14 protein-coding genes are annotated in these 19028 nt (G+C 67.8%); 8 read left to right on the forward strand and 6 right to left on the reverse strand.

Translation table 11 applies throughout. The features are described 5' to 3' along the window. Positions 1 to 33: 33 nt before the first annotated feature. The gene (locus LZ199_RS25170) at positions 34 to 1779 is read left to right on the forward strand and encodes an MDR family MFS transporter (RefSeq protein WP_253996286.1); all 1746 of its coding nucleotides are present in this window, start codon (positions 34 to 36) and stop codon (positions 1777 to 1779) included. A gap of 10 nt (positions 1780 to 1789) precedes the next feature. Here LZ199_RS25170 and LZ199_RS25175 read toward each other — a convergent pair whose 3' ends face one another. The 4 genes from LZ199_RS25175 to LZ199_RS25190 all read right to left on the reverse strand — a co-directional run bounded on the left by LZ199_RS25175 (position 1790) and on the right by LZ199_RS25190 (position 6728). Further along, entirely contained in the window at positions 1790 to 2959 is a 1170-nt protein-coding gene (locus LZ199_RS25175) for an adenylate/guanylate cyclase domain-containing protein (RefSeq protein WP_253996287.1), read from the reverse strand. A 196-nt stretch (positions 2960 to 3155) separates the two neighbouring features. Beyond that, entirely contained in the window at positions 3156 to 3941 is a 786-nt protein-coding gene (locus LZ199_RS25180) for a hypothetical protein (protein WP_253996288.1), read from the reverse strand. Positions 3942 to 3950: 9 nt separating this feature from the next. Then, the gene (locus LZ199_RS25185) at positions 3951 to 5063 is read right to left on the reverse strand and encodes a hypothetical protein (RefSeq protein WP_253996289.1); all 1113 of its coding nucleotides are present in this window, start codon (positions 5061 to 5063) and stop codon (positions 3951 to 3953) included. A 174-nt stretch (positions 5064 to 5237) separates the two neighbouring features. Next, positions 5238 to 6728 (reverse strand): M20/M25/M40 family metallo-hydrolase, encoded by a 1491-nt coding sequence (locus LZ199_RS25190; RefSeq protein WP_253996290.1) that lies wholly within the window; start codon positions 6726 to 6728, stop codon positions 5238 to 5240. A gap of 269 nt (positions 6729 to 6997) precedes the next feature. Between LZ199_RS25190 and LZ199_RS25195 the strand changes: the two genes are divergently transcribed. The 6 genes from LZ199_RS25195 to LZ199_RS25220 all read left to right on the forward strand — a co-directional run bounded on the left by LZ199_RS25195 (position 6998) and on the right by LZ199_RS25220 (position 14428). Further along, on the forward strand, positions 6998 to 7138 hold the full coding sequence (locus LZ199_RS25195) for a hypothetical protein (RefSeq protein ID WP_253996291.1): 141 nt from the start codon (positions 6998 to 7000) through the stop codon (positions 7136 to 7138). Between the two features lie 65 nt (positions 7139 to 7203). Continuing rightward, positions 7204 to 8892, forward strand: a complete 1689-nt coding sequence (locus LZ199_RS25200) for a DUF262 domain-containing protein (protein WP_253996292.1) — start codon at positions 7204 to 7206, stop codon at positions 8890 to 8892. Position 8893: 1 nt separating this feature from the next. Beyond that, on the forward strand, positions 8894 to 10129 hold the full coding sequence (locus LZ199_RS25205; protein WP_253996293.1) for a type II toxin-antitoxin system HipA family toxin: 1236 nt from the start codon (positions 8894 to 8896) through the stop codon (positions 10127 to 10129). A 450-nt stretch (positions 10130 to 10579) separates the two neighbouring features. Further along, entirely contained in the window at positions 10580 to 12901 is a 2322-nt protein-coding gene (locus LZ199_RS25210; RefSeq protein ID WP_253996294.1) for a PAS domain S-box protein, read from the forward strand. Between the two features lie 37 nt (positions 12902 to 12938). Next, positions 12939 to 14054 carry an amidohydrolase family protein gene (locus LZ199_RS25215; protein WP_253996295.1) on the forward strand — a complete coding sequence of 372 codons (1116 nt, stop codon included), beginning with the start codon at positions 12939 to 12941 and terminating at the stop codon, positions 14052 to 14054. Further along, positions 14051 to 14428: a metal-sulfur cluster assembly factor gene (locus tag LZ199_RS25220; protein WP_253996296.1), complete on the forward strand. Its 378-nt coding sequence runs from the start codon at positions 14051 to 14053 to the stop codon at positions 14426 to 14428. Before LZ199_RS25215 ends, LZ199_RS25220 begins: the two co-directional genes overlap by 4 nt. Positions 14429 to 14507: 79 nt before the next feature. Here LZ199_RS25220 and LZ199_RS25225 read toward each other — a convergent pair whose 3' ends face one another. Then, positions 14508 to 15530 (reverse strand): isopenicillin N synthase family dioxygenase, encoded by a 1023-nt coding sequence (locus tag LZ199_RS25225; protein WP_253996297.1) that lies wholly within the window; start codon positions 15528 to 15530, stop codon positions 14508 to 14510. A gap of 278 nt (positions 15531 to 15808) precedes the next feature. Here LZ199_RS25225 and LZ199_RS25230 point away from each other — a divergent pair, with 278 nt between their 5' ends. Continuing rightward, positions 15809 to 16969 carry an MFS transporter gene (locus LZ199_RS25230; RefSeq protein ID WP_253996298.1) on the forward strand — a complete coding sequence of 387 codons (1161 nt, stop codon included), beginning with the start codon at positions 15809 to 15811 and terminating at the stop codon, positions 16967 to 16969. A 40-nt stretch (positions 16970 to 17009) separates the two neighbouring features. On the opposite strand, the gene LZ199_RS25235 is transcribed toward LZ199_RS25230, so the two are convergent. Then, entirely contained in the window at positions 17010 to 19019 is a 2010-nt protein-coding gene (locus tag LZ199_RS25235; protein WP_253996299.1) for an acetyl-CoA carboxylase biotin carboxylase subunit, read from the reverse strand. Positions 19020 to 19028: the final 9 nt, after the last annotated feature.

Below are 19028 nucleotides of genomic sequence, written 5' to 3' on the forward strand. Positions count from 1 at the left end.
AAGGCATCCGCGCCGAAGGTCCTTCTCGCGAACATGGCTCCGTCCGCCGCGCCCACGTCATTCGAGGCAGCGCCCGCCGCGTTCCCCGCGTTCACCCGCGCACAGAAGGTCTTCACGATGCTGGGCGCGCTGCTCGGGCTGCTGCTCGCGGCGCTGGACCAGACGATTGTCGCCACGGCGGGCCCGTCCATCCAGGCGGACCTGGGAATCTCCCCCGCGCTCTACCCGTGGCTCACCACGGCGTACCTCGTCGCGTCGACGATGATGGTGCCCGTGTGGGGGAAGCTGTCGGACCTGCTCGGCCGCCGCGCGGTGCTGGCCGCGGGCATCATCGTCTTCCTGCTCGGCAGCTTCCTGTGCGGCGTGTCGCGCTCCACGGTGTCGCTCATCTTGTTCCGCGCGGTGCAGGGGCTGGGCAGCGCGGCGCTGTTCACCGGCGCACTGTCGGTCGTCGCGGACCTCTTCCCGCCTCGCGAGCGCGGCAAGTACCAGGGCCTGTTCGGCGCGGTGTTCGGCCTGTCGAGCGTGGTGGGCCCGCTCGCCGGCGGCTTCATCACCGACAGGCTCGGCTGGCACTGGGTGTTCTTCATCAACCTGCCCGTGGGCGCGGTGGCGCTCTCGCTGGTGCTGCTGCGCATGCCCCGGCTGCGGCCTGAAGGCATTCCTCGGGGGAAGCTCGACCTGGTGGGCGCGGTGCTGCTGGCGCTGGCGGTGGTGCCGCTGCTGCTGGCGCTCAGCCTGGGACGCGGCGCGGAGCAGGTGGCGCACGGGGGCGGCTGGGCGTGGAGTTCCTGGCAGGTGCTGGGGATGTTCGCGCTGGCGGCGGTGGGCACGGCGCTCTTCATCCGCGAGGAGCGACGCGCGCACGAGCCCCTCCTGGACCTGAAGCTGTTCCGGCAGAAGACCTTCGCCCTGGGCAACGTGGCGGTGTTCATCATCGGCGCGGTGTTCCTGTCGGGCGTCGTGTTCCTGCCGCTGTTCATGGTGAACGTGGTGGGGCTGTCGGCGACGCACTCGGGGCTGACGCTGACGCCGCTGACGCTGGGTGTGGTGGCGGGCAACGTGCTCAGCGGTCAGCTCGTCTCACGGCTGGGCCACTACAAGGTGCTGATGCTCGGCTCGCTCGTGCTGCTGATGGTGGGCTTCTCGGTGATGGGCTTCACGTTGACGCCGGACTCCACGCAGGCGGAAGTCACCGTGAAGATGGTCCTCGTCGGCGTGGGCCTGGGGCCCTCCATTCCGCTCTACACGCTGGCCATCCAGAACGCGGTGTCACCGCAGCAGATTGGCGTGGCCACGTCGGCGGCGACGTTCTTCCGGCAGCTCGGGATGACGCTCGGGGTGGCGCTGATGGGGGCGGTGTTCGCGACGACGCTGTCCCATGAGATGGGGACGCGCGTGGCCCAGGCCACCGAGGGACTCCCTCCGCACCTGCGCGCCGAGCTGGCGTCCGCCACGCCCGGAGCGGGAGGTGAAGGCGGCTCCGCGCGCACCGTCTTCCAGGCGGAGGAGGTGAAGCAGCGCGTGCGCGGAGAGCTGGAGGCCGAGCGGCAGCGGGTGAAGGCGTCCGACGACGCGGTGGCGCGCGTGGATGCACAGGAGCGGAGCGCGCTGGAGGCCGTGGACCGGACGAGCCGGGCGCTGAAGGAGTCCTTCACGCGCGCGGTGTCGGCGGTGTACCACTGCGCCCTCTTCGTCGCGCTGCTCGCGTTCCTGGTGACGCTGCGCCTGCCGGAGCAGCCGCTGCAGCGCGGACGCAAGCCCGCGCCCTCGGAGTAGTGACTCAGGCTCACGCGAAGGTGCGCGCGGTGGACTGGGCTTCGAGCGTGTAGATGTGCACGGGCTGGGACACGCCCTTGACGGGGTGGTGGCCCAGGTCCTTCACGCCGCCACGGTAGTGGGAGACGAAGGACTCGGAGAGCAGCACGGGCACGTTGAGGCCCGCGCACAGGCCGGCGATGCGGCTGGCCAGGTTCACCGCCGGACCGATGACGGTGAAGTCGAGCCGGTCCGAGGCGCCGATGTTCCCGTACATCACGTCGCCCACGTGGAGCGACGCGCCGAACTCGTAGGGCGTCAGGCCCTCGCGGAGACGGCGGGTGTTGTCGCGGGCGCAGGCGGCCACGGCCTCGTGGATGGTGCGCGCGGCGGCCTGGCACCGGGCTTCGACAGGAGCGCTCGCGTCGATGCGATAGATGGCAAGCACCGCGTCGCCCATGAACTTGAGCACCTCCGCGCCATTCGCGTGGAAGGCGGTGACCATGGTCTCGAAGTAGGCGTTGAGCAGCTCCAGCAGCGCGTCGCGAGGCAGCGCGTCCGACAGGGCGGTGAAGCTGCGCAAGTCGCTCAGACAGATGACGGCGGAGGTCGTCTCACCGTCGCCTCGGCGAATCTGTCCCTGGAGGATGCGCCGGCCGGTGTCGCGGCCCAGGTACGTGTCGAGCAGCACTCCGGTCATGTCCCTGCGCGCCATGATTTCCAGCACCAGCTCGAGCAGCGGGTGCAGGTCCTGGAGCATGGCGCGGTGCGCGTCGGTGAAGCCGCCAGGGGCGGAGGTGGCCCAGGAGACGGCGTGGCGCTGGCCGTCGCTGAAGCACACGGGCAGGGCGAGGTACTCGGTGAGGCCCTCCGCGCGCAGCTCGGCGAACATGGGGTAGTCGTCGTCAGCGAGCGGCGACTCCAGGCGGCGGTCGATGATGGACAGGCCTTCTTGCAGGGCCTTGAAGGGGCTGCGCGAGAAGGGAGGCAGGTGCTGGAGGCCGTGGGGGTGGACCTCCGTGGTGCCGCGCTGACCGGGGCGCCAGCGGAAGCTCCTCCCGTGGAGAAGCGGGTGCAGCGTGAAGTGGACGATGGACACCCGGGCCAGGGGCACGCCCATGGAGGACAGGCGTTCGCAGAGTCCTTCGAGCAGCGGAGCGGGCGTGGCCAGCAGCTTCGCTTCCGAAGTGAGCCAGCTCATCAATTCCGAGGCGGGGGTATCGCGGCGAGGCCGCGAGTCTCCAGCATTTACAGTCACGAGGCGCTCACCACTTCCCCGGCGGGCCGTGCCGGAGGAGCGTCACGCAACCATGGAGTCGCGGGGGCGTCAACGCCATGAGCCGGGTGGCGAGGAGGCAGGTGCTCGTCGTGCCGCTCCAGCGTGAGGACACGGGGGCCTACCTGCCAAAGATGTCCTGGAACAGGTCGACCACGGCCTGGGCGAGCAGGGCTCGCTCATCCGCGTCATGGCTGGAGACATACGTCAGGACGTCCTGGACGCCCTTCGAGTCCTTGTCCCAGAAGAGGAGCCGCAGCCTGGACTCGAGGGCCTGTCCATCGGCGCCTGCGGCTTGGAGCGAGGCACGGACGACCTGGGTCCCCACCAGCTTGACGTACACGAACATGTCGAAGCAGTCCTTGGACAGCTCGGGGCGATGCTCGCGCTTGGCGCGCTCCTTCATCGTGAGGAAGCCAGCGGCGTCGGGCAGCAGAATCGACAAGGACTTGCCGCTCACCTTGAGCGATACGCGCTGACTCCGACGAAGCGCGATGCGTGAGTCTGGCAGCGGCGTCATCCGCGTGAGGCGCTCGGAGACCTCGCTGCCTTCAGGAGCGAAGAGGTCCAGGTCCATGGTTTGTCCGCTCGGCAGGGTCTTCGACCAGCGGAAATCTCGGGCCTCCCGCTTGAAATCTCTCTCTCGGAGGACCTCCAGAAGCCGCTCCGCCATGAACTCCGTTCCATTGATGTCGAACAGCAGGTCTGGCTCGAAGGAGAAACCGCGCTCGACCACGGTGCCGGTGTCCGTCTCGACGAAGATGACTCCAGTGCCACCTTGCCGACGAGACTCCAGCGCGAGCACCTGTCCCCCGATGAGCATCACGCTGAAGGAGAGGTCGCCCAGGTCAATCAGGAACTCTCTCAACTCCGCCAGGATTTCATCGAAGCGCTCTTCGTCCGTCACGGTCCCTCCTCACGAGACAGGCAGCGCTCGTGCATAGCGCTTGAGGAGCTCCTCCGCCTGCTCGGGTCCCCTTCCACCACTGTGATGGAAGTCCACCGTCAGTTGGGGCAATGCAACGCCAGGGCCGTGCCGCCAGAGCCGCTGGGCGAAGTAGATGCCCCCTTCTTCCGTCTCCGCGGCGGGGTCCGCGCGATGAATCCAGAAGTTGTGCGGCGTCATCCTGCGCAGGCCGAAGGCACTGATGGCGGCGTCCAGTGCGCCGGAGAGATAGAGCCCATGCGGCACTCCCGAGACGAACCGCTCGTCGGGCGCCAGGGCGCTGGCCAGCGTGAAGACGGCGCGGATGCCCTGGGACACCAGCTGGAAGTACCCATCATGGAGTCGGTCCGGCGTCGTGGACGGCGCGTTGAACCCCTCCTTCGAGATAGCCGTCGGCCGACCGCTGTTCTTCCACTCCTTCAGCAATCCCGCCGGCTCTCTCAGCCTGAAGCCGACACCTCGACCGCCCTCTACATATCCGGACTGGATGAGCTTCTTGATGACGCCGTGGGCGTAGGAGTAGCTCGTCTGCGTCCGCTCCGAGAGCGCGCGCACCGTCCACGTCTCCTCCGGCGACTGGAGCAGGACGCGCACGATGCGGCTTCCCTTGCCGTGGAACACTGGCTCCCGGGGAGCGCGACTCGAGACCCCTCGCCCTTGAACCCGGACGAACGTGCTCCCGGTGCGCAGGAAGAAGGTTCCTCGCGAGTCGACCAGCGCGACCTCCGCCTCCGCGCAAGCATCCAGCACACGGGGAGACGCCGAGTCCGTGACGAGCATCGGCAAGCGGAAGGCGGGCAGCCCACGGCCCTCCGACTCTCTTCGCCGGAGCTGCTCACGCAGCTCACCCAGCCGCTCTTTCTGCGCCAGCACATCCACGGGGAACAGGGGTGCCCGGTAGCTCAACAGCACGGGCACCCGGGCCTCCGGCAGCCGGACCTCCGCGAGGTCATAGGTGGACTCGCCACCCGGCCCCGTTCGCGGAACGACCAACGCCTCCTGGCGCACCAGCTCCACGCCTTGCGGAAAGGCGGGCGGATTCTCCCAGAACTCTTCCCTGAAATGGGGTCGCTCAGGCCTCATTCAATTTTGTCGATATTGGCGGGTTTGACAGCATGCTGACAGCAGATTGACAGCAAACCGCCTGATATCGACAAAATTGAGTGCTTCCACCCGCAGCTGACCGCCGGGTCCCAGCTCAGTGCCCCGAGCTGGCCTTCGGGGGAGCCGCCCTGCAATCAACTGCGGGGCCCCTGCTCAGTGCCCCGCGCTGGCCTTCGGGGGAGTCGCCACGGGCGCTGAGCCGGGCTGCGGCGAGGTGGGCGCCTCCGGACGGACGAGCGTGTCCGGGGACTCGGCGAAGGCGTACGTCACCCACGCGGTGGCGGCGGTGCTGCGCGCCAGGTCCTGCGGGTCCACCTTGTCCAGCGTGTCCGCGTGGGTGTGGTGCACGTCGAAGTAGCGGCTGGAGTCCACCTCCACGCCGAAGAACGGAACCCGCGCCGGCACCAACGGGCTGATGTCCGCGCCCCCCGCCTCGCGCGCGGAGAAGTTGGCCGCGCCCAGCGCCACCAGCGGCGGCAGCCAGGGCTTGATGAGCTCCTGCCCACCCGCGCCCGAGCGCAAGCTCACGGACACCGGACGTCCACCGCCCGCGTCCATCTCCATGGCCGCCACGTGCCGGGACAGCTCCGCCGCATGCGTCTCCGCGTACGCACGGCCACCGCGCAGCCCGTTCTCCTCATTCATGTAGAGCACCACGCGCACCGTGCGCCGAGGCGCCTGCGGAAGCTTCGCGATGAGCCGCGCGGCCTCCATCACCATGACCACGCCCGCGCCGTCGTCATGCGCGCCCGTGCCCACGTCCCACGAGTCCAGGTGCGCGCTGATGAGCACGATTTCCTGCGGCTTCTCCCGGCCCCGAATCTCCGCGACGACGTTGTGCGAGTCCGCGTCCGGCAGCTCCGAGCACCCCAGCACCAGCTTCACCTTCACCGGCCCCAGCGCGAGCTGACGGTGCAAGAGGTCCGCGTCCTCCGTCGCGACGGACGCCGCGGGGATGCGCGGGCCCTCGTCGTCGAAGCGCGTGGAGCCGGTGTGCGGCGTGCGCAGGGACGCCGTCGCCAGCGAGCGCACCAGCGCTCCCACCGCGCCCGCCTTCGCCGCCAGCGCGGGGCCTCGGCCGCGCAGTCCGGCGAAGCGCCCGTAGTCCGCGGCCACTGTCATGGTGTGGTTGAAGAAGACAATCTTCCCCTTCACCGAGTCACCCAGCGCGGTGAGCCCCTCCAGCGACGTCACCTCCACCACCTCCGCCGTGAGCCCCTCCGGCGCCGTGGGAGGACTGCCACCCAGCGCGAGCAGGAACAGCGGATGGCCGCGCGTGCGCTCGGACGCGAGCACCTCGCCGCGCTCCTCGCCACGCACCCAGCGCGGCACCTTCACGGGCTCCGTCCACGCCTTCACCCCGTCCGCCTTGAAGCTCCGCAGCGCCCACTGCACCGCCGCGGCGGCGCCCTCCGAGCCCGACAGGCGCGGTCCAATCCCATCCGTCAGCTCCGCGAGCCGCGCATACGAATGGCCCTCCGTCAGCGCGGGCCCCACCAGCTTCTCCGCGACAGCCAGGGGCGGCGCGTAGGCCTTCGCCGAGGGCGCGGACTTCGCGGGCGCGGGCTTCGTGGCGGCCGGCGCGGCACCCGAGACGAGTTGGAGCGCGAGGGATGACGATAGGATGAACGTGGAGACGGCCAAGAGGACCTCCGGAAGAGGCGCCCACTCTCCGCCCGGCCTCGGGGCCTCGCAAGCGAGATGCTCTCCACGCGAGGTGCGAGCGCCGGATGCCTGCCTGGTGAGGACCGAAGGGTTCTTCAGGACTTGGTGGGGAATCCCAGGGGCCACCGCGCGCCGAGAGGGGGAACGCGGCGCGCGGGGCTCAACTGGGACTTCATACGGCGATATCGCTTTTGGGGGAGGCGATTACCGCCGCTGCGTCTCACTCTTTGGGAGGAAACGTGCCGGGCATGTTGAAGATCATTCGCAACGACGTCAAGCCCGGTGCCTCACTCAGCGTACAAGCGGGCATTATTTTCCAGGAAGTGGTTCAACTTTACAGTTACGACGGCATTAAAGGTAGGGAAGTGTACCCGACCTTGAATGACTGACTCGCATTGCGCAGACAACGGAAGACCTGTCCGACGCCGTGTTAGAGGCCGTCATTGGGAGATCCATGCCACCCACCCTGACGCGGCGCCCCCAAGCGACAGCCTTCAGCATCGAGGACCTGATGGACAAGGTCCAACGCGGCGAGGTGCGCATCCCTGCCTTCCAGCGCCCCCTGAAGTGGACCTCGGAGGACATCCGCGCCCTGTTCGACAGCGTGTACCGGGGCTACCCCATCGGCACCCTGTTGTTCTGGAAGCGCGAGGCGCCGGCGGCAAGTCTTCACTATGGTCCTGCGCATATCGACGCGCCTTCATCCTCTCAGGCCCTGTGGGTCGTGGATGGGCAGCAGCGCATCTCTTCTCTGACGAGTGTGTTGCTCCGCAAGGGAACCGGGGCCGAGGGTGGGCTCGACGACTTCTCCATCTTCTTCGACCTGGAGACGGCGGAGCTCATCCACCCCATGGAAGAGCAGTCGATTCAAGCGCATTGGCTTCCGCTGAATGTCACGCTGGACAGCGAGCACCTGCTGGATTGGCTGAACCGCTATCCGGGACGAGCCCAACACCCTGAGCACACGAAGGCAGCCATCCGGTTCGGCAAGGCCCTTCGAGAGTTCCAGCTCCCCGCCTACATCGTCGACGCGGATGAGGAACAGACCCTTCGTATTATCTTCAAGCGCTTGAACACCTCGGGAAAGCCTCTGACCCAGGAGGAGGTGTTCAACGCACTATATGGCAGCACGTCAGGGTCACGACAGCTCGACCTGCAGTCAATGTCTCGCGACTTGGAAGACATGGGATTCGGCACGTTCGACGAAGTTCTCCTGGTCAAAGCAGTCCTCGCAGTGCAGGGACTCGACTTCACCCAGGACTTTCAGACGCAACTGCGTGAAGATGACAACCTTACTTCGAGCCTGATTGGGACAGACAAGGCATTGCGCGATGCCATCATCTTCCTCAAGCGCGACGCGGGCATTCCCCACAGCATCTTCCTTCCGAGCATGGAGAATCCGATCCTCCTGCTAGCCCGCTTCTTCTATCTTCATCCCACCCCTTCACCACGCTCGCGAGAACTGCTTTCGAGATGGTTCTGGCGAGACCTCATCACTCGATCGTTCTGGCTGGATCCCACCCGGCCTGGACAAGAACTCGCGAAAGCCGTTGACACCAATGAAGACAGCTCAATTCAGCACCTTCTCAGCTCGATCCCCGGTTCACGTGCCTCAATAACCAATAACCTCCTAAAGGCCATTCATGAGCAAACTCAGAGGGGTGAATTCGTCGGATTCTTGTGGTCCATCATAGATTCCTGGGTCGCCTTCTCTCTACTAGAGTTCCATCCTAGACACCTCCTTACGGGAAGCATTTTGGACGCCGAACTACTCCTGAACGAGCAAGGAGAGAATGCTCTAACCCCCATTCTCCCACCTCATGAAACAGCCTCAGACAATGAGCGGGAGGAGTCCTGGCGCAAGAGCATCGTCAATCAGCTTTTCCATCCACAATTGCCTCAATCACCCATTCTGGATGTTCTTCGTTCGAATGAAGAACTCGAACCCCGAATACTCCAGAGCCACCTCATCACGCCGGAAGCACGCTCCGCGTTGCAACAGGGACGAGACGAGGCATTCCTCGAACTCCGAGCCCGATCCATCGCGACTCATCTCCACACGTTCATCCGAGCCAAGACACGCTGGGACGAATCCGACCGCCCCTCCATCCAGTCACTCGTCATCTCCGATGAGGACGACTGACATGGAGCCCACTGCCCCCCTCACCTCCGGCATCCTCGACGTCCACCTGGGCGCCATCCACGTCGGAACACTGACGCTGCTCGCCGACGAGCGCATCGAGTTCGTCCTCTCGGAGGAGTACCGCCAGCGCACGCCGCGGCCCGTGCTGGGGCAGTCCTTCGAGGACGACCTCTCCCGTCGGTACACCAGCCGGATGCGGCTGCCGCATTTTTTCTCCAACCTCCTCCCCGAAGGCCCCCTCCGCGAGCTCATCGCCGAGCGGGAGCAGGTCGCCAGACAACGCGAGTTCTTCCTCATCGCCCGACTCGGAGAAGACCTCCCAGGCGCGCTCATCGTCCGGCCCGCGACCACCCTCCGCTGGGACACACCTCCTCCCATCGAAGAGCCGCCTCCCACGAACGCCTCGACCGAACAGGAGCCCCTCCGCTTCTCGCTCGCGGGCGTGCAGCTCAAGTTCTCCATGCTGCGCAAGGACCGGGGGATGACGCTCCCCACGAACGGACAAGGGGGCGACTGGATTCTCAAGCTCCCGGACAACCGCTACGACCGCGTTCCGGAGAACGAGTTCTCCATGATGACCTGGGCCCAGGCAGCCGGCATCACCGTGCCGGAGATGAAGCTCGTGAAGGTCAGCGACGTCGAGGGACTCCCCGAAGGGATTCCCCTCCGCGAGGACCTGGCCTACGCCATCCGCCGTTTCGACCGTCCCGAGCCTGGCCACCGCATCCACATGGAAGACATGGCCCAGGTGCTCGGCCTCTACTCGGATGAGAAGTACAAGAAGTTCAACTACGAGACCGTCGCCAACATCGTCCTCAAGGTGGCGGGCCTGGACTCGCTTCATGAGTTCCTGCGCCGACTCGTCTTCATCACCGCCATCGGCAACGGCGACGCCCACCACAAGAACTGGTCCCTGCTCTACCCGGACGGCGTCAAAGCCACGCTCTCGCCCGCGTACGACCTCGTCTCCACGATTCAGTACATGCCCAACGAGTTGCTGGCCCTGAACCTCGCGAAGTCCAAGCGCTTCGAGGACGTCACCCTCGCCAGCTTCGAGCGGCTCGCACGGAAGCTGGAGCTGACCTCCGACGAGGTCCTTCGCGTCGTGAAGGCCGCCGTCAGTGCCACACTCGACACCTGGTCCTCCCTCCACCCACAACTCCCCCTGTCGAGCGAGAACAAACGCCGCATCGAGGAGCACTGGCAGCGAGTCCCCCTGCTCCAGGGTGGACAGTGACCCATAACGACTGAACGCCCCCTCGCGAGAAGCCTGCCGAGCATGGGAGCAGGCCCCGGCACAAGCACACCTGGAACCCCTGGCGTCTGCCCAAGCTTCAACGTTTCCTACGCAGTGGATTCGAGCCGCCGTCCAGGAAGACAGACGTGGAGTGCGGCCGACTTCCGTGCGAGCACCCATCGCGGTGGATTCCAACCCACCTCGACACGGTTCCTCGGAATGCGACAGGAATTGGCTGGCCTCGTCGACGCTCGCCCCCGTGGTTGCCCTGCACCCGGGCACACACTCGCGCGCCTGCCCCCAAGAATTACGGACATGCATTTTTTCCTGAAATGGTGTCTATGTCCTCGAAGACTCGTTTCTCCCCGTCATGCACCAAGCGACGTGCGGTTCCCTCCCCCCAGGGCCGTGGCGTCTCGCGCCCCTGGGCGTTGAAGGAACGCAATGTTGATGGAGCAGTGGGCTCACCGCTTCTTCGAGCTCTCCACCGAGCTGTTCGTGGTGCTGGGTTCCCAGGGCAGGATTCTGGAAGCCAATCCAGCCTGGACCGTGACGGTGGGTTGGTCTCCCACGGAGCTGCGGCTGGAGGGCTACCGGGGCTTCCTCCACCCGGAGGATGTCGCCGCGGTGGATGCGCGGCTGGAGTCGCTGGCGCGCACGACGGGCACCATGCGCTTCTCCTGTCGGTGGCGGTGTCGTGACGGGACGTGGGCCTGGCTCGTGTGGAGCGCGGCATGCTCCGCGGCGGGTGGGCCGCTGTACTGCACCGTGCGGAGGCTGGAGTCACCTCCCGCGCTCGACAAGAACCGGAGCCCCGTCGCCGACTCGAATGGACCGGTACCGCCGTGGGCGATGAGCGACAGCCTGCCCCTGGGCCTGTACGTGGTGGAGGTGCGCTCCGGCACCGTCCTCTACGCCAACCGCCGCTTCTGCCAGCTCTGGGGCATCGAGTCGCTCGAGCCCGCCATGCGCAAGGGCCAGGTCTCGCACGAGGACGTGCTGGGCCACTGCCTGCGCGCGGGCGAGGCGGCGTCCTTCCTGCGCCTTAATCCGACCACCACGGAGACGGACGCACCGCCGCCGCTGCACGGGGACGAAGCGGTGCTCTCCAACGGGCGGACGCTGCGCCGGCTCTCCACGCCCATGGGCGCCAGCGGTGACGAGTCGCGCTACCGGCTGTTCGCCTTCGAGGACGTCACCGAGCGCAAGCGCACGGAGGAAGCGCTGCACCGCTCCGAGCAGAGCTTCCGCAAGCTCATCGAGACGGCGCCCGAGGTCATCTTCGTCCACCGGGACCAGCGCTTCGTCTACGTCAACCCGACGCTGCTGCGCGCGCTGGGGTACGACCACGCCAGCGAGCTGCTCGGCCGTCCCATCTGGACCATCGTCCACCCGGACGACCTGGACGTGGTGCGCCAGCGCGTGCACTCCGTGGTGGCCCGGGGCGAGCTGGCCCCGCTGCGCGAGATTCGGTACATGCGCCGCGACGGCACCTGGTTCGATGCGGAGAGCGCGGGCCTGCCCGTCGACTTCGACGGCGTGGGCGCGGTGGTCGTCATGGCGCGCGACGTCACCGAGCGCAAGCGCATGCAGGCCCAGCTCCTCCAGTCGGACCGGATGGTGCTCGCCGGCACGCTCGCGGCGGGCGTGGGCCACGAAATCAACAACCCGCTCACCTACGTCATGGCGAATCTGGAATCGGCCATGGAGTCCATGCAGCGGCTGGGCGGGGAGCTGGGACGACTGCTGCCGGATGGCGCGCTCGCGCCCAACTGGTCCGGCTCGCTGAAGGACACCGGGGAGCTGCTCAAGGAGGCGCTCGAGGGCGCCACCCGCGTGCGCAACATCGTCCGGGACTTGAAGTACATCTCCCGCCAGGAGGAGGAGCGCCGGGAGCTGCTCGACGTGCGCGAGTCGCTCGAGTTCTCCCTCAAGCTGGCCTCCAGCGAGCTGCGGCCCCGTGCGCAGGTCGTCAAGCGCTACGAGGACGTGCCGCCCGTGCACGCGGACGCGTCCCGGCTGGGGCAGGTGTTCCTCAACCTGGTCGTGAACGCGGCGCAAGCCATTCCGGAGGGAGACCCGGCGAACCATCAGGTGACCATCTGGGTGCGTCCCGGCGTGCAGGGCGGCGTGGCGGTGGACGTGAGCGACACCGGCTCCGGCATGCCGCCCAGCGTGCTCGCGCGCATCTTCGACCCGTTCTTCACGACGAAGGCGGTGGGCTCGGGCACGGGGCTGGGGCTGTCCATCTGCCACGGCATCATCCGGGGGCTGGGCGGGGAAATCACCGTGCGCAGCGAGCCGGGCCGGGGCACCACCTTCACGGTGCAGCTGCCGCCCGCGCCCGCGGACGCGACGCCGCGCGAGGCGCCCGCGTTGCCCGCGCCGTCGTCGGAGCGCAGCGGTCGGCTGCTGGTGATTGACGACGAGCCCGCGGTGGGCCGTTCGCTGGCGCGCATCATCGGCAAGCGGCACCAGGTGACGGTGGTGGCCAGTGGCGAGGAGGCGCTGTCGAAGCTGTCCTCCGGCGGCCCGTTCGATGCCATCTTCTGTGACTTGATGATGCCGGGCATCACCGGCATGGACGTGTACGAGCGGGTGAGGGAGCGGGAGCCTGGGCTGAGCCTGCGCTTCATCTTCATCACCGGTGGCTCGTACACCACCCGCGCGCGCCAGTTCCTGGAGCGCATTCCGAATCCACGCATCGAGAAGCCCTTCGATGCGCAGATGATTCAACAAATCGTCGGAGAAGTGCTGGCGGTCGGCACCTGACGTCGCCGTGCCTGCCACGAATGAGTGAGACTTCACCGTGCCGGATTTCCCGGCGCGCACCCGAAGGGAGTTCCTGGTGATTGGCGGCGGCTTCGTCATCGATGCGGTTACGCATGCGTACAACCTGCACCCATCCAACTGGCGCGCGGGGAAGTACGCCGAGTCCCTGGCACAGCTCATCTTCGGACTGCACAGCGGGCTGTCCAACGACACGCACCGCGTCCCGCAGGCCGACCAGTTCATGAAGGACTGGTCCGTGGACGAGCTGGCGCACATCCTCTTCGTGGAGAGCGACATCGACCTGGCGGTGCACCATGTGCTGCCGCTGCAGACGCTCTACACGGATGGGCTGTGCTCGTACGAGAAGACGGTGGATATCAAGCGGCGGTTCCCGGACCGCTTCCTCGTCTACGCGGGCGTGGACCCTCTGCGGGGCACGGCGGCGCTGGAGGACCTGGAGCGCCAGGTGGAGGAGCTCAAGCCCACGGGCCTGAAGCTCTATCCGGCGGCGTGGCTGGGGGACTCATTCAAGCACACCGGCTGGCGGATGGATGACCCGAGCATCGCGTTCCCATTGTTCGAGCGGGCGCGCAAGCTGGGCATCAAGAACATCGCGGTGCACAAGGGCCTGCCGATGGGGGCGGTGCCGCTAGAGCCGTACAAGGTCGACGACATCGGCGGCGCGGCGGATGCGTTCCCGGACCTGAACTTCGAAATCGTCCACGGCGGCATGGCGTTCCTGGACGAGACGGGCATGCAGCTGTCGCTGTTCCCCAACGTGTACGTCAACCTGGAGGTGACGGGGGCGTTGCTGGTGAAACGGGAGCGCTGGTTCGCGGAGTCGCTGGCGGCGCTGCTCAAGTGGGCGGGCCCGGCGAAAATCATGTGGGGCTCGGGCACGGTGTTCAGCCACCCGCAGCCGGCGCTGCACAAGTTCTGGCACGACTTCCAGCTGCCCGAGGAGCTGGTGCAGATGGCGGGCATGCAGGTGACGCCGGAGGTGAAGCGGATGATTCTCTGCGACAACTACGCGCGCTACGCCGGAGTGGACGTGGAGGCGGTGAAGAAGCGCATCGAGAACGACGAGTTCTCGCGCAAGCGCGCCAAGGGCGACATCAGGCCCTACAGCTACAAGCAGGAGGCGCGGCCGTGACGACGGAAGCGGCGCTGCGAGAGCGCATCCAGTCGATTCCAGACCCGTGCAGCCTGGCGACGGGCGTGCCGCTGGGGATTGGAGAGATGGGGCTCATCCAGAGCGTGGAGCACAAGGATGGGAAGGTGACGGTGCGACTGCACATCACGTCTCCCATGTGCATGATGGCGGCGTACTTCATGCGGGAAATCGAGCAGCGGCTCACCGGCCAGGAGGGCGTCGAGTCGGTGCACGTGGAGTTCGACCACGACCTGAAGTGGACGCCGCAGGACATCCAGCCCGAGGCGCGTGAGCGCCTGGCCGCGCGACGCATCACCATGCTGGGTGGGCGCCTGTTGCCGCGCACGGAGGCACCGGCGACGAGCGGGAGCTGAGCAATACGGCCGCACGGCGGGCCCGAGGGCCCGCTGTCGCGGAGATGAAGGCCGGCCTCATGGAGCCCACTCGCGTGAGCTACAGCACCCGTCGCACGAGCTGCGGGAACACCTTCGACACCTTCCCCAGCAGATAGTCCCCGTAGGTGCCCTCGAACGCGTGGACACTCGCTCCGTCCCAACGCCGGGCACGGTCCTCATCCACATCCGCCGAAGCCACGTTCGGCAGAGGCTGGACCTCCGCCGCGAAGTCCGGGTCGAAGAAGAGCGGGAACGAGAGCCGGTCCCTCCCACTCACGTTCTTCACCCGATGCGGCGTGGAGCGATACCAACCGCCCGTCAGCCGGTCGAGCATGTCGCCGATGTTGCACACCAGCGTCCCCTGCAGCGGCGGCGCCTCCACCCACCCGCGCCGCGACTTCACCTGCAGCCCACCATTCGAGTCCTGCGCGAGCAGCGTCAGCAGCCCATAGTCCGTGTGCTCCCCCACACCCCAGCGCTCCTCGCCATCCGTGGGCTCCGGCTCCGCGGGGTAGTGGAAGACACGGAACAACACCGTGGGGTCCGCCGTGTACGTCCGGTGGAAGTAGTCCCGCTCCAGCCCTAGGCTCTCCGCCACGCCCTCCATCAGCGCATGCGCCGCGCGAGTGACACCGGCCATGTAGTCGAGCACCACCGCGCGCAGCCCCGGCACCTCCGGCGGCCACAGGTTCGCCCCGTGCAGCGGCCAGCCGGCTTTCACGCGAGGATGCTCGGGCCCCAGCTCCGTACCCAGGTAGAGCCCTTCCTTGCGGTCCGGCTTCCCTGACGTCAGCTCGCCCCCCAACGGGAACCAGCCACGCCACGCGGGCCCGCCGTGCGCCATGGCGATGGCCTCCTTCGCCTCACGTGGCAACGCGAAGAAGCGGTGGCTCTCCTCCTCCAGCCGCGCGAGCACCACGTCCGAGACGCCATGTCCGGAGAGATAGAAGAAGCCCGTGTCGCGACACGCCTGCTCGATGTCTCGCGCCACCTGCTTCCGTGCCTCGGAAGGGGACGCGTCGAACAGCGGGGACATGTCGATGACGGGCAGGCGCTCCGGCGCGATGGTGACTCCAGCCATGCCTGGAAGCCTACACCGAGCCGAACACGGGGCGCCCCTCCCGCCCCCTGCACGAGAGGCACTGCGCACTCATGGGCTCGGCGTTAAGCCTCTCGCACCCGCCCACCCCACACGGTGTTCCCTCTCACCGTGTGCTCACCAGCAAGCAGGCGTGACGCGACTCACGTGTCACTGGACCCGGGCGCGCTCCGGGCAGAGAGTGCGCGGCGCCTTCCATGTCGACACCCGCCCCTTCGGAACCGGCTCACGCCACGCTCAGCACCGGCCTGGTGGGCCTCATGGCCGCCGCCTCCGGCGCCACCGCCGCGAACCTCTATTACAACCAGCCCCTGCTCGGAGACATCGGCCGGGAGCTGAACGCCTCGGGAAGCTCGCTTGGCCTCGTGCCCACGCTGACCCAGGTCGGCTACGCGGCGGGCATGCTGCTCATCGTCCCGCTCGGCGACAGCCTGGAGCGACGGCGCGTCATCGTCACCATGTCCGCGCTGGTGAGCGTCGCCCTCGTCGGCGTCGCGCTCGCGCCTTCCCTCCCGTGGCTCGTCCTCGCCAGCTTCATCGTGGGCGCCACCACCATCGTCCCCCAACTCCTCGTTCCCTTCGCCGCGCACCTGGCCCCCGCCGCCCAGCGTGGACGCGTCGTTGGAACCGTCATGAGCGGCCTGCTCATCGGCATCCTCCTGTCGCGCACCGCCGCTGGCTTCGTGGGCACGCACCTGGGCTGGCGCTCCATGTTCTGGATTGCCGCCGGGCTGATGCTCCTGCTCGCGCTGGTGCTGCGCTTCACCCTCCCCTCGCAGCCGGCCGTGGCCGCCATGCCCTACCCGGAGCTGATGCGCTCACTCATCCACCTGGCGCGCACCGAGCCCATCCTCCGCCTGCACTCCGTACTCGGAGCGCTCACCTTCGGCGCCTTCAGCGTCTTCTGGTCCACGCTGGCCCTGTACCTCCAGAGCCTCCCCCAGCACTACGGCCCCCAGGTCGCCGGCCTCTTCGGTGTCGTCGGCGTCGTGGGCGCGCTGATTGCGCCCCTCGTGGGCCGCTACGCGGACTCGCACGGAGGCCGGCGCATCAACATGCTGGCCATCGGCGTGCTGCTCCTGTCCTTCGTGTTGATGTGGCCACTGGGCCGCTGGCTGTGGGGAATCGCCCTGGGCGTGGTGCTGCTCGACCTGGGCGCCCAGGGCAACCACATCTCCAACCAGACGCGCGTCTACGCCCTGCGACCGGAGGCTCGCAGCCGCCTCAACACCCTCTACATGGTGACGTACTTCGCGGGCGGCGCGGGTGGCTCCTGGCTGGGAACCACCATGTGGACCCACTTCGGCTGGGCGGGCGTCTGCGCCTCTGGAGCCGCCCTGTGCCTCATCGGGCTCGCCGTGCTCGGGCTGAGCCGACAGCGCGCTCAGCCCGGCGACGACAAACAGCTCCACCACCCCTGAATCGAGGGGACGGGCAACGGGCATCCGGAGCCCGAGCTTCTCAGGCCGGCGGCTCCTTCGGCTTCGCCTCCGGCGTGAGCACCACCAGCAGCTGCTTCGCTGACACCTGACCGCCCACCGAGGTATTCACCGCCTCGACGACGCCCGGGATGTCCGCCGCGAGCTGGAACTCCATCTTCATCGCCTCCAGCACGAGGAGGACGTCACCCGGCTTCACCACGTCACCCGGCTTCGCATCCACGCGCAGGATGCGCCCGTCCATCGGCGCGAGCAGTCGGCCCGTGCCCGCCCCCTCCGTCGACTTCGGCTGACGGAACGTCACGTCCGTGAGGCGGCGTGCCCCGACGCCCAGGTCCAGCCAGAGCGAGTCCCCGCTGCGCAGATAGCGCGCACGGCCTCGCGTCCCGGCGATGGAGTAGTCGAACACGCTGTCCGACAGGCCCAGCACGCCGACCTCCAGCGGCTCGCCGCCCGCGCTCACCTCGTACCGCGTCGGAGACACCGGCCGCACGGAGACCTTCGACTCACCGTTCCGGTCCTCCAGCTTCATCGCCACGGGATGCGTGTACGCCGTGTTCCAGTTCACCAGCGAGCCGTCCAGCCCGCTCCGCTTCGCGAGCGCCTGCGCCTCGTCGTGGAAGAGCGCCGTCGCCGCCAGCGCGCGCTCACGCGGAGTCGTCTCGTACAGCCGCGCCAGCGTCGCGCTGTCCGCGTGCTTGCCGATGAAGCCCGTGTCGTAGACGCCGGAGCGGAACGTGCCGTCCTCCAGCACGTGGAGCAGCAGGGCCTTGTTCGTGGTGACACCGAACACGGTGAGCTCGTGCAGCGCCTCCACCAGCCGCCGCCGCGCCTGCTCCCGGTCCGAGCCGTACGCAATCACCTTCGCCTGCATGGAGTCGTAGAAGGGCGGGATGTCCTGCCCCTCGCGCACGCCATGGTCGATTCGCACGCCCTCGCGCGAAGGCAGCCGCCACGTCAGCAGTCGCCCCGCTTGCGGCGCATACTGCTTCGCCGGGTCCTCCGCGCACAGGCGCACCTCGATGGCGTGCCCCGTCCAGGTGATGTCTTTCTGCGCGCGCGGCAGCACCTCGCCCGAGGCCACACGCAGCTGCCACTCCACCAGGTCCAGGCCGGTAATCTCCTCCGTGACGGGGTGCTCCACCTGGAGACGGGTGTTCATCTCCATGAAGTAGAACTCGCCGCTCGGCGCGAGGAGGAACTCGATGGTGCCCGCGCCCTTGTAGGCAATCGCCTTCGCCGCCGTGACGGCCACCTGTCCCATCCGCTCGCGCAGCTCCGCGCTGACGGCCGGGGACGGACTCTCCTCGACAATCTTCTGGTGACGCCGCTGCACCGAGCAGTCGCGCTCACCCAGGTGCACCACGTTGCCGTGCTCGTCCGCGAAGACCTGGATCTCCACGTGCCGCGCGTTGACGACGGCCCGCTCCAGGATGAGCTCGCCGCTGCCGAAGGCATTGGTGGACTCCGAGCGCGCGCCTCGCAGCGCGGCGCGGAGCTGCGACGCCTCGTGCACCAGTCGCATGCCGCGCCCACCGCCGCCGGCCGCCGCCTTCACCATCAGCGGGAAGCCGATGCGCTCGCCCTCCACCGCCAGCGCCTCGTCGTCCGCGTCGGACGCCTCGTAGCCGGGAATGCACGGGACACCGGCCGCAATCATCCGCAGCTTCGCCTGACGCTTGTTGCCCATCAGGGTGATGGCCTCGGCGTCCGGGCCGATGAAGACGAGCCCCGCCTCCTTGCACGCGCGCGAGAAGGCCGCGTTCTCCGAGAGGAAGCCGTAGCCCGGATGAATCGCCTGGGCCCCCGACGCCTTCGCCGCGCCGATGAGCTTGTCGATGACGAGGTAGGACTCCCTCGCGGGCGACGCGCCAATCGGCACCGCCTCGTCCGCCGCGAGCACGTGCGGCGCGCCCTGGTCCGCCTCGGAGAATACCGCCACCGTCCGGTAGCCCAGCCGCTTGCACGTGCGAATCACCCGCACGGCAATCTCACCCCGGTTCGCGATGAGGACCTTGCTGAAACGCTCCATCCCGTTCGC

The organism is Myxococcus qinghaiensis, from assembly GCF_024198215.1.
GTDB lineage: Bacteria > Myxococcota > Myxococcia > Myxococcales > Myxococcaceae > Myxococcus > Myxococcus qinghaiensis.

Excerpts from the sequence above, each read along its gene's own strand:
- LZ199_RS25170 (WP_253996286.1), top strand. The coding sequence starts at position 34 with ATGGCTCCGTCCGCCGCGCCCACGTCATTCGAGGCAGCGCCCGCCGCG.
- LZ199_RS25175 (WP_253996287.1), bottom strand. The coding sequence starts at position 2,959 with ATGAGCTGGCTCACTTCGGAAGCGAAGCTGCTGGCCACGCCCGCTCCG.
- LZ199_RS25185 (WP_253996289.1), bottom strand. The coding sequence starts at position 5,063 with ATGAGGCCTGAGCGACCCCATTTCAGGGAAGAGTTCTGGGAGAATCCG.
- LZ199_RS25195 (WP_253996291.1), top strand. The coding sequence starts at position 6,998 with ATGTTGAAGATCATTCGCAACGACGTCAAGCCCGGTGCCTCACTCAGC.
- LZ199_RS25200 (WP_253996292.1), top strand. The coding sequence starts at position 7,204 with ATGCCACCCACCCTGACGCGGCGCCCCCAAGCGACAGCCTTCAGCATC.
- LZ199_RS25205 (WP_253996293.1), top strand. The coding sequence starts at position 8,894 with ATGGAGCCCACTGCCCCCCTCACCTCCGGCATCCTCGACGTCCACCTG.
- LZ199_RS25210 (WP_253996294.1), top strand. The coding sequence starts at position 10,580 with ATGGAGCAGTGGGCTCACCGCTTCTTCGAGCTCTCCACCGAGCTGTTC.
- LZ199_RS25225 (WP_253996297.1), bottom strand. The coding sequence starts at position 15,530 with ATGGCTGGAGTCACCATCGCGCCGGAGCGCCTGCCCGTCATCGACATG.
- LZ199_RS25230 (WP_253996298.1), top strand. The coding sequence starts at position 15,809 with ATGGCCGCCGCCTCCGGCGCCACCGCCGCGAACCTCTATTACAACCAG.
- LZ199_RS25235 (WP_253996299.1), bottom strand. The coding sequence starts at position 19,019 with ATGGAGCGTTTCAGCAAGGTCCTCATCGCGAACCGGGGTGAGATTGCC.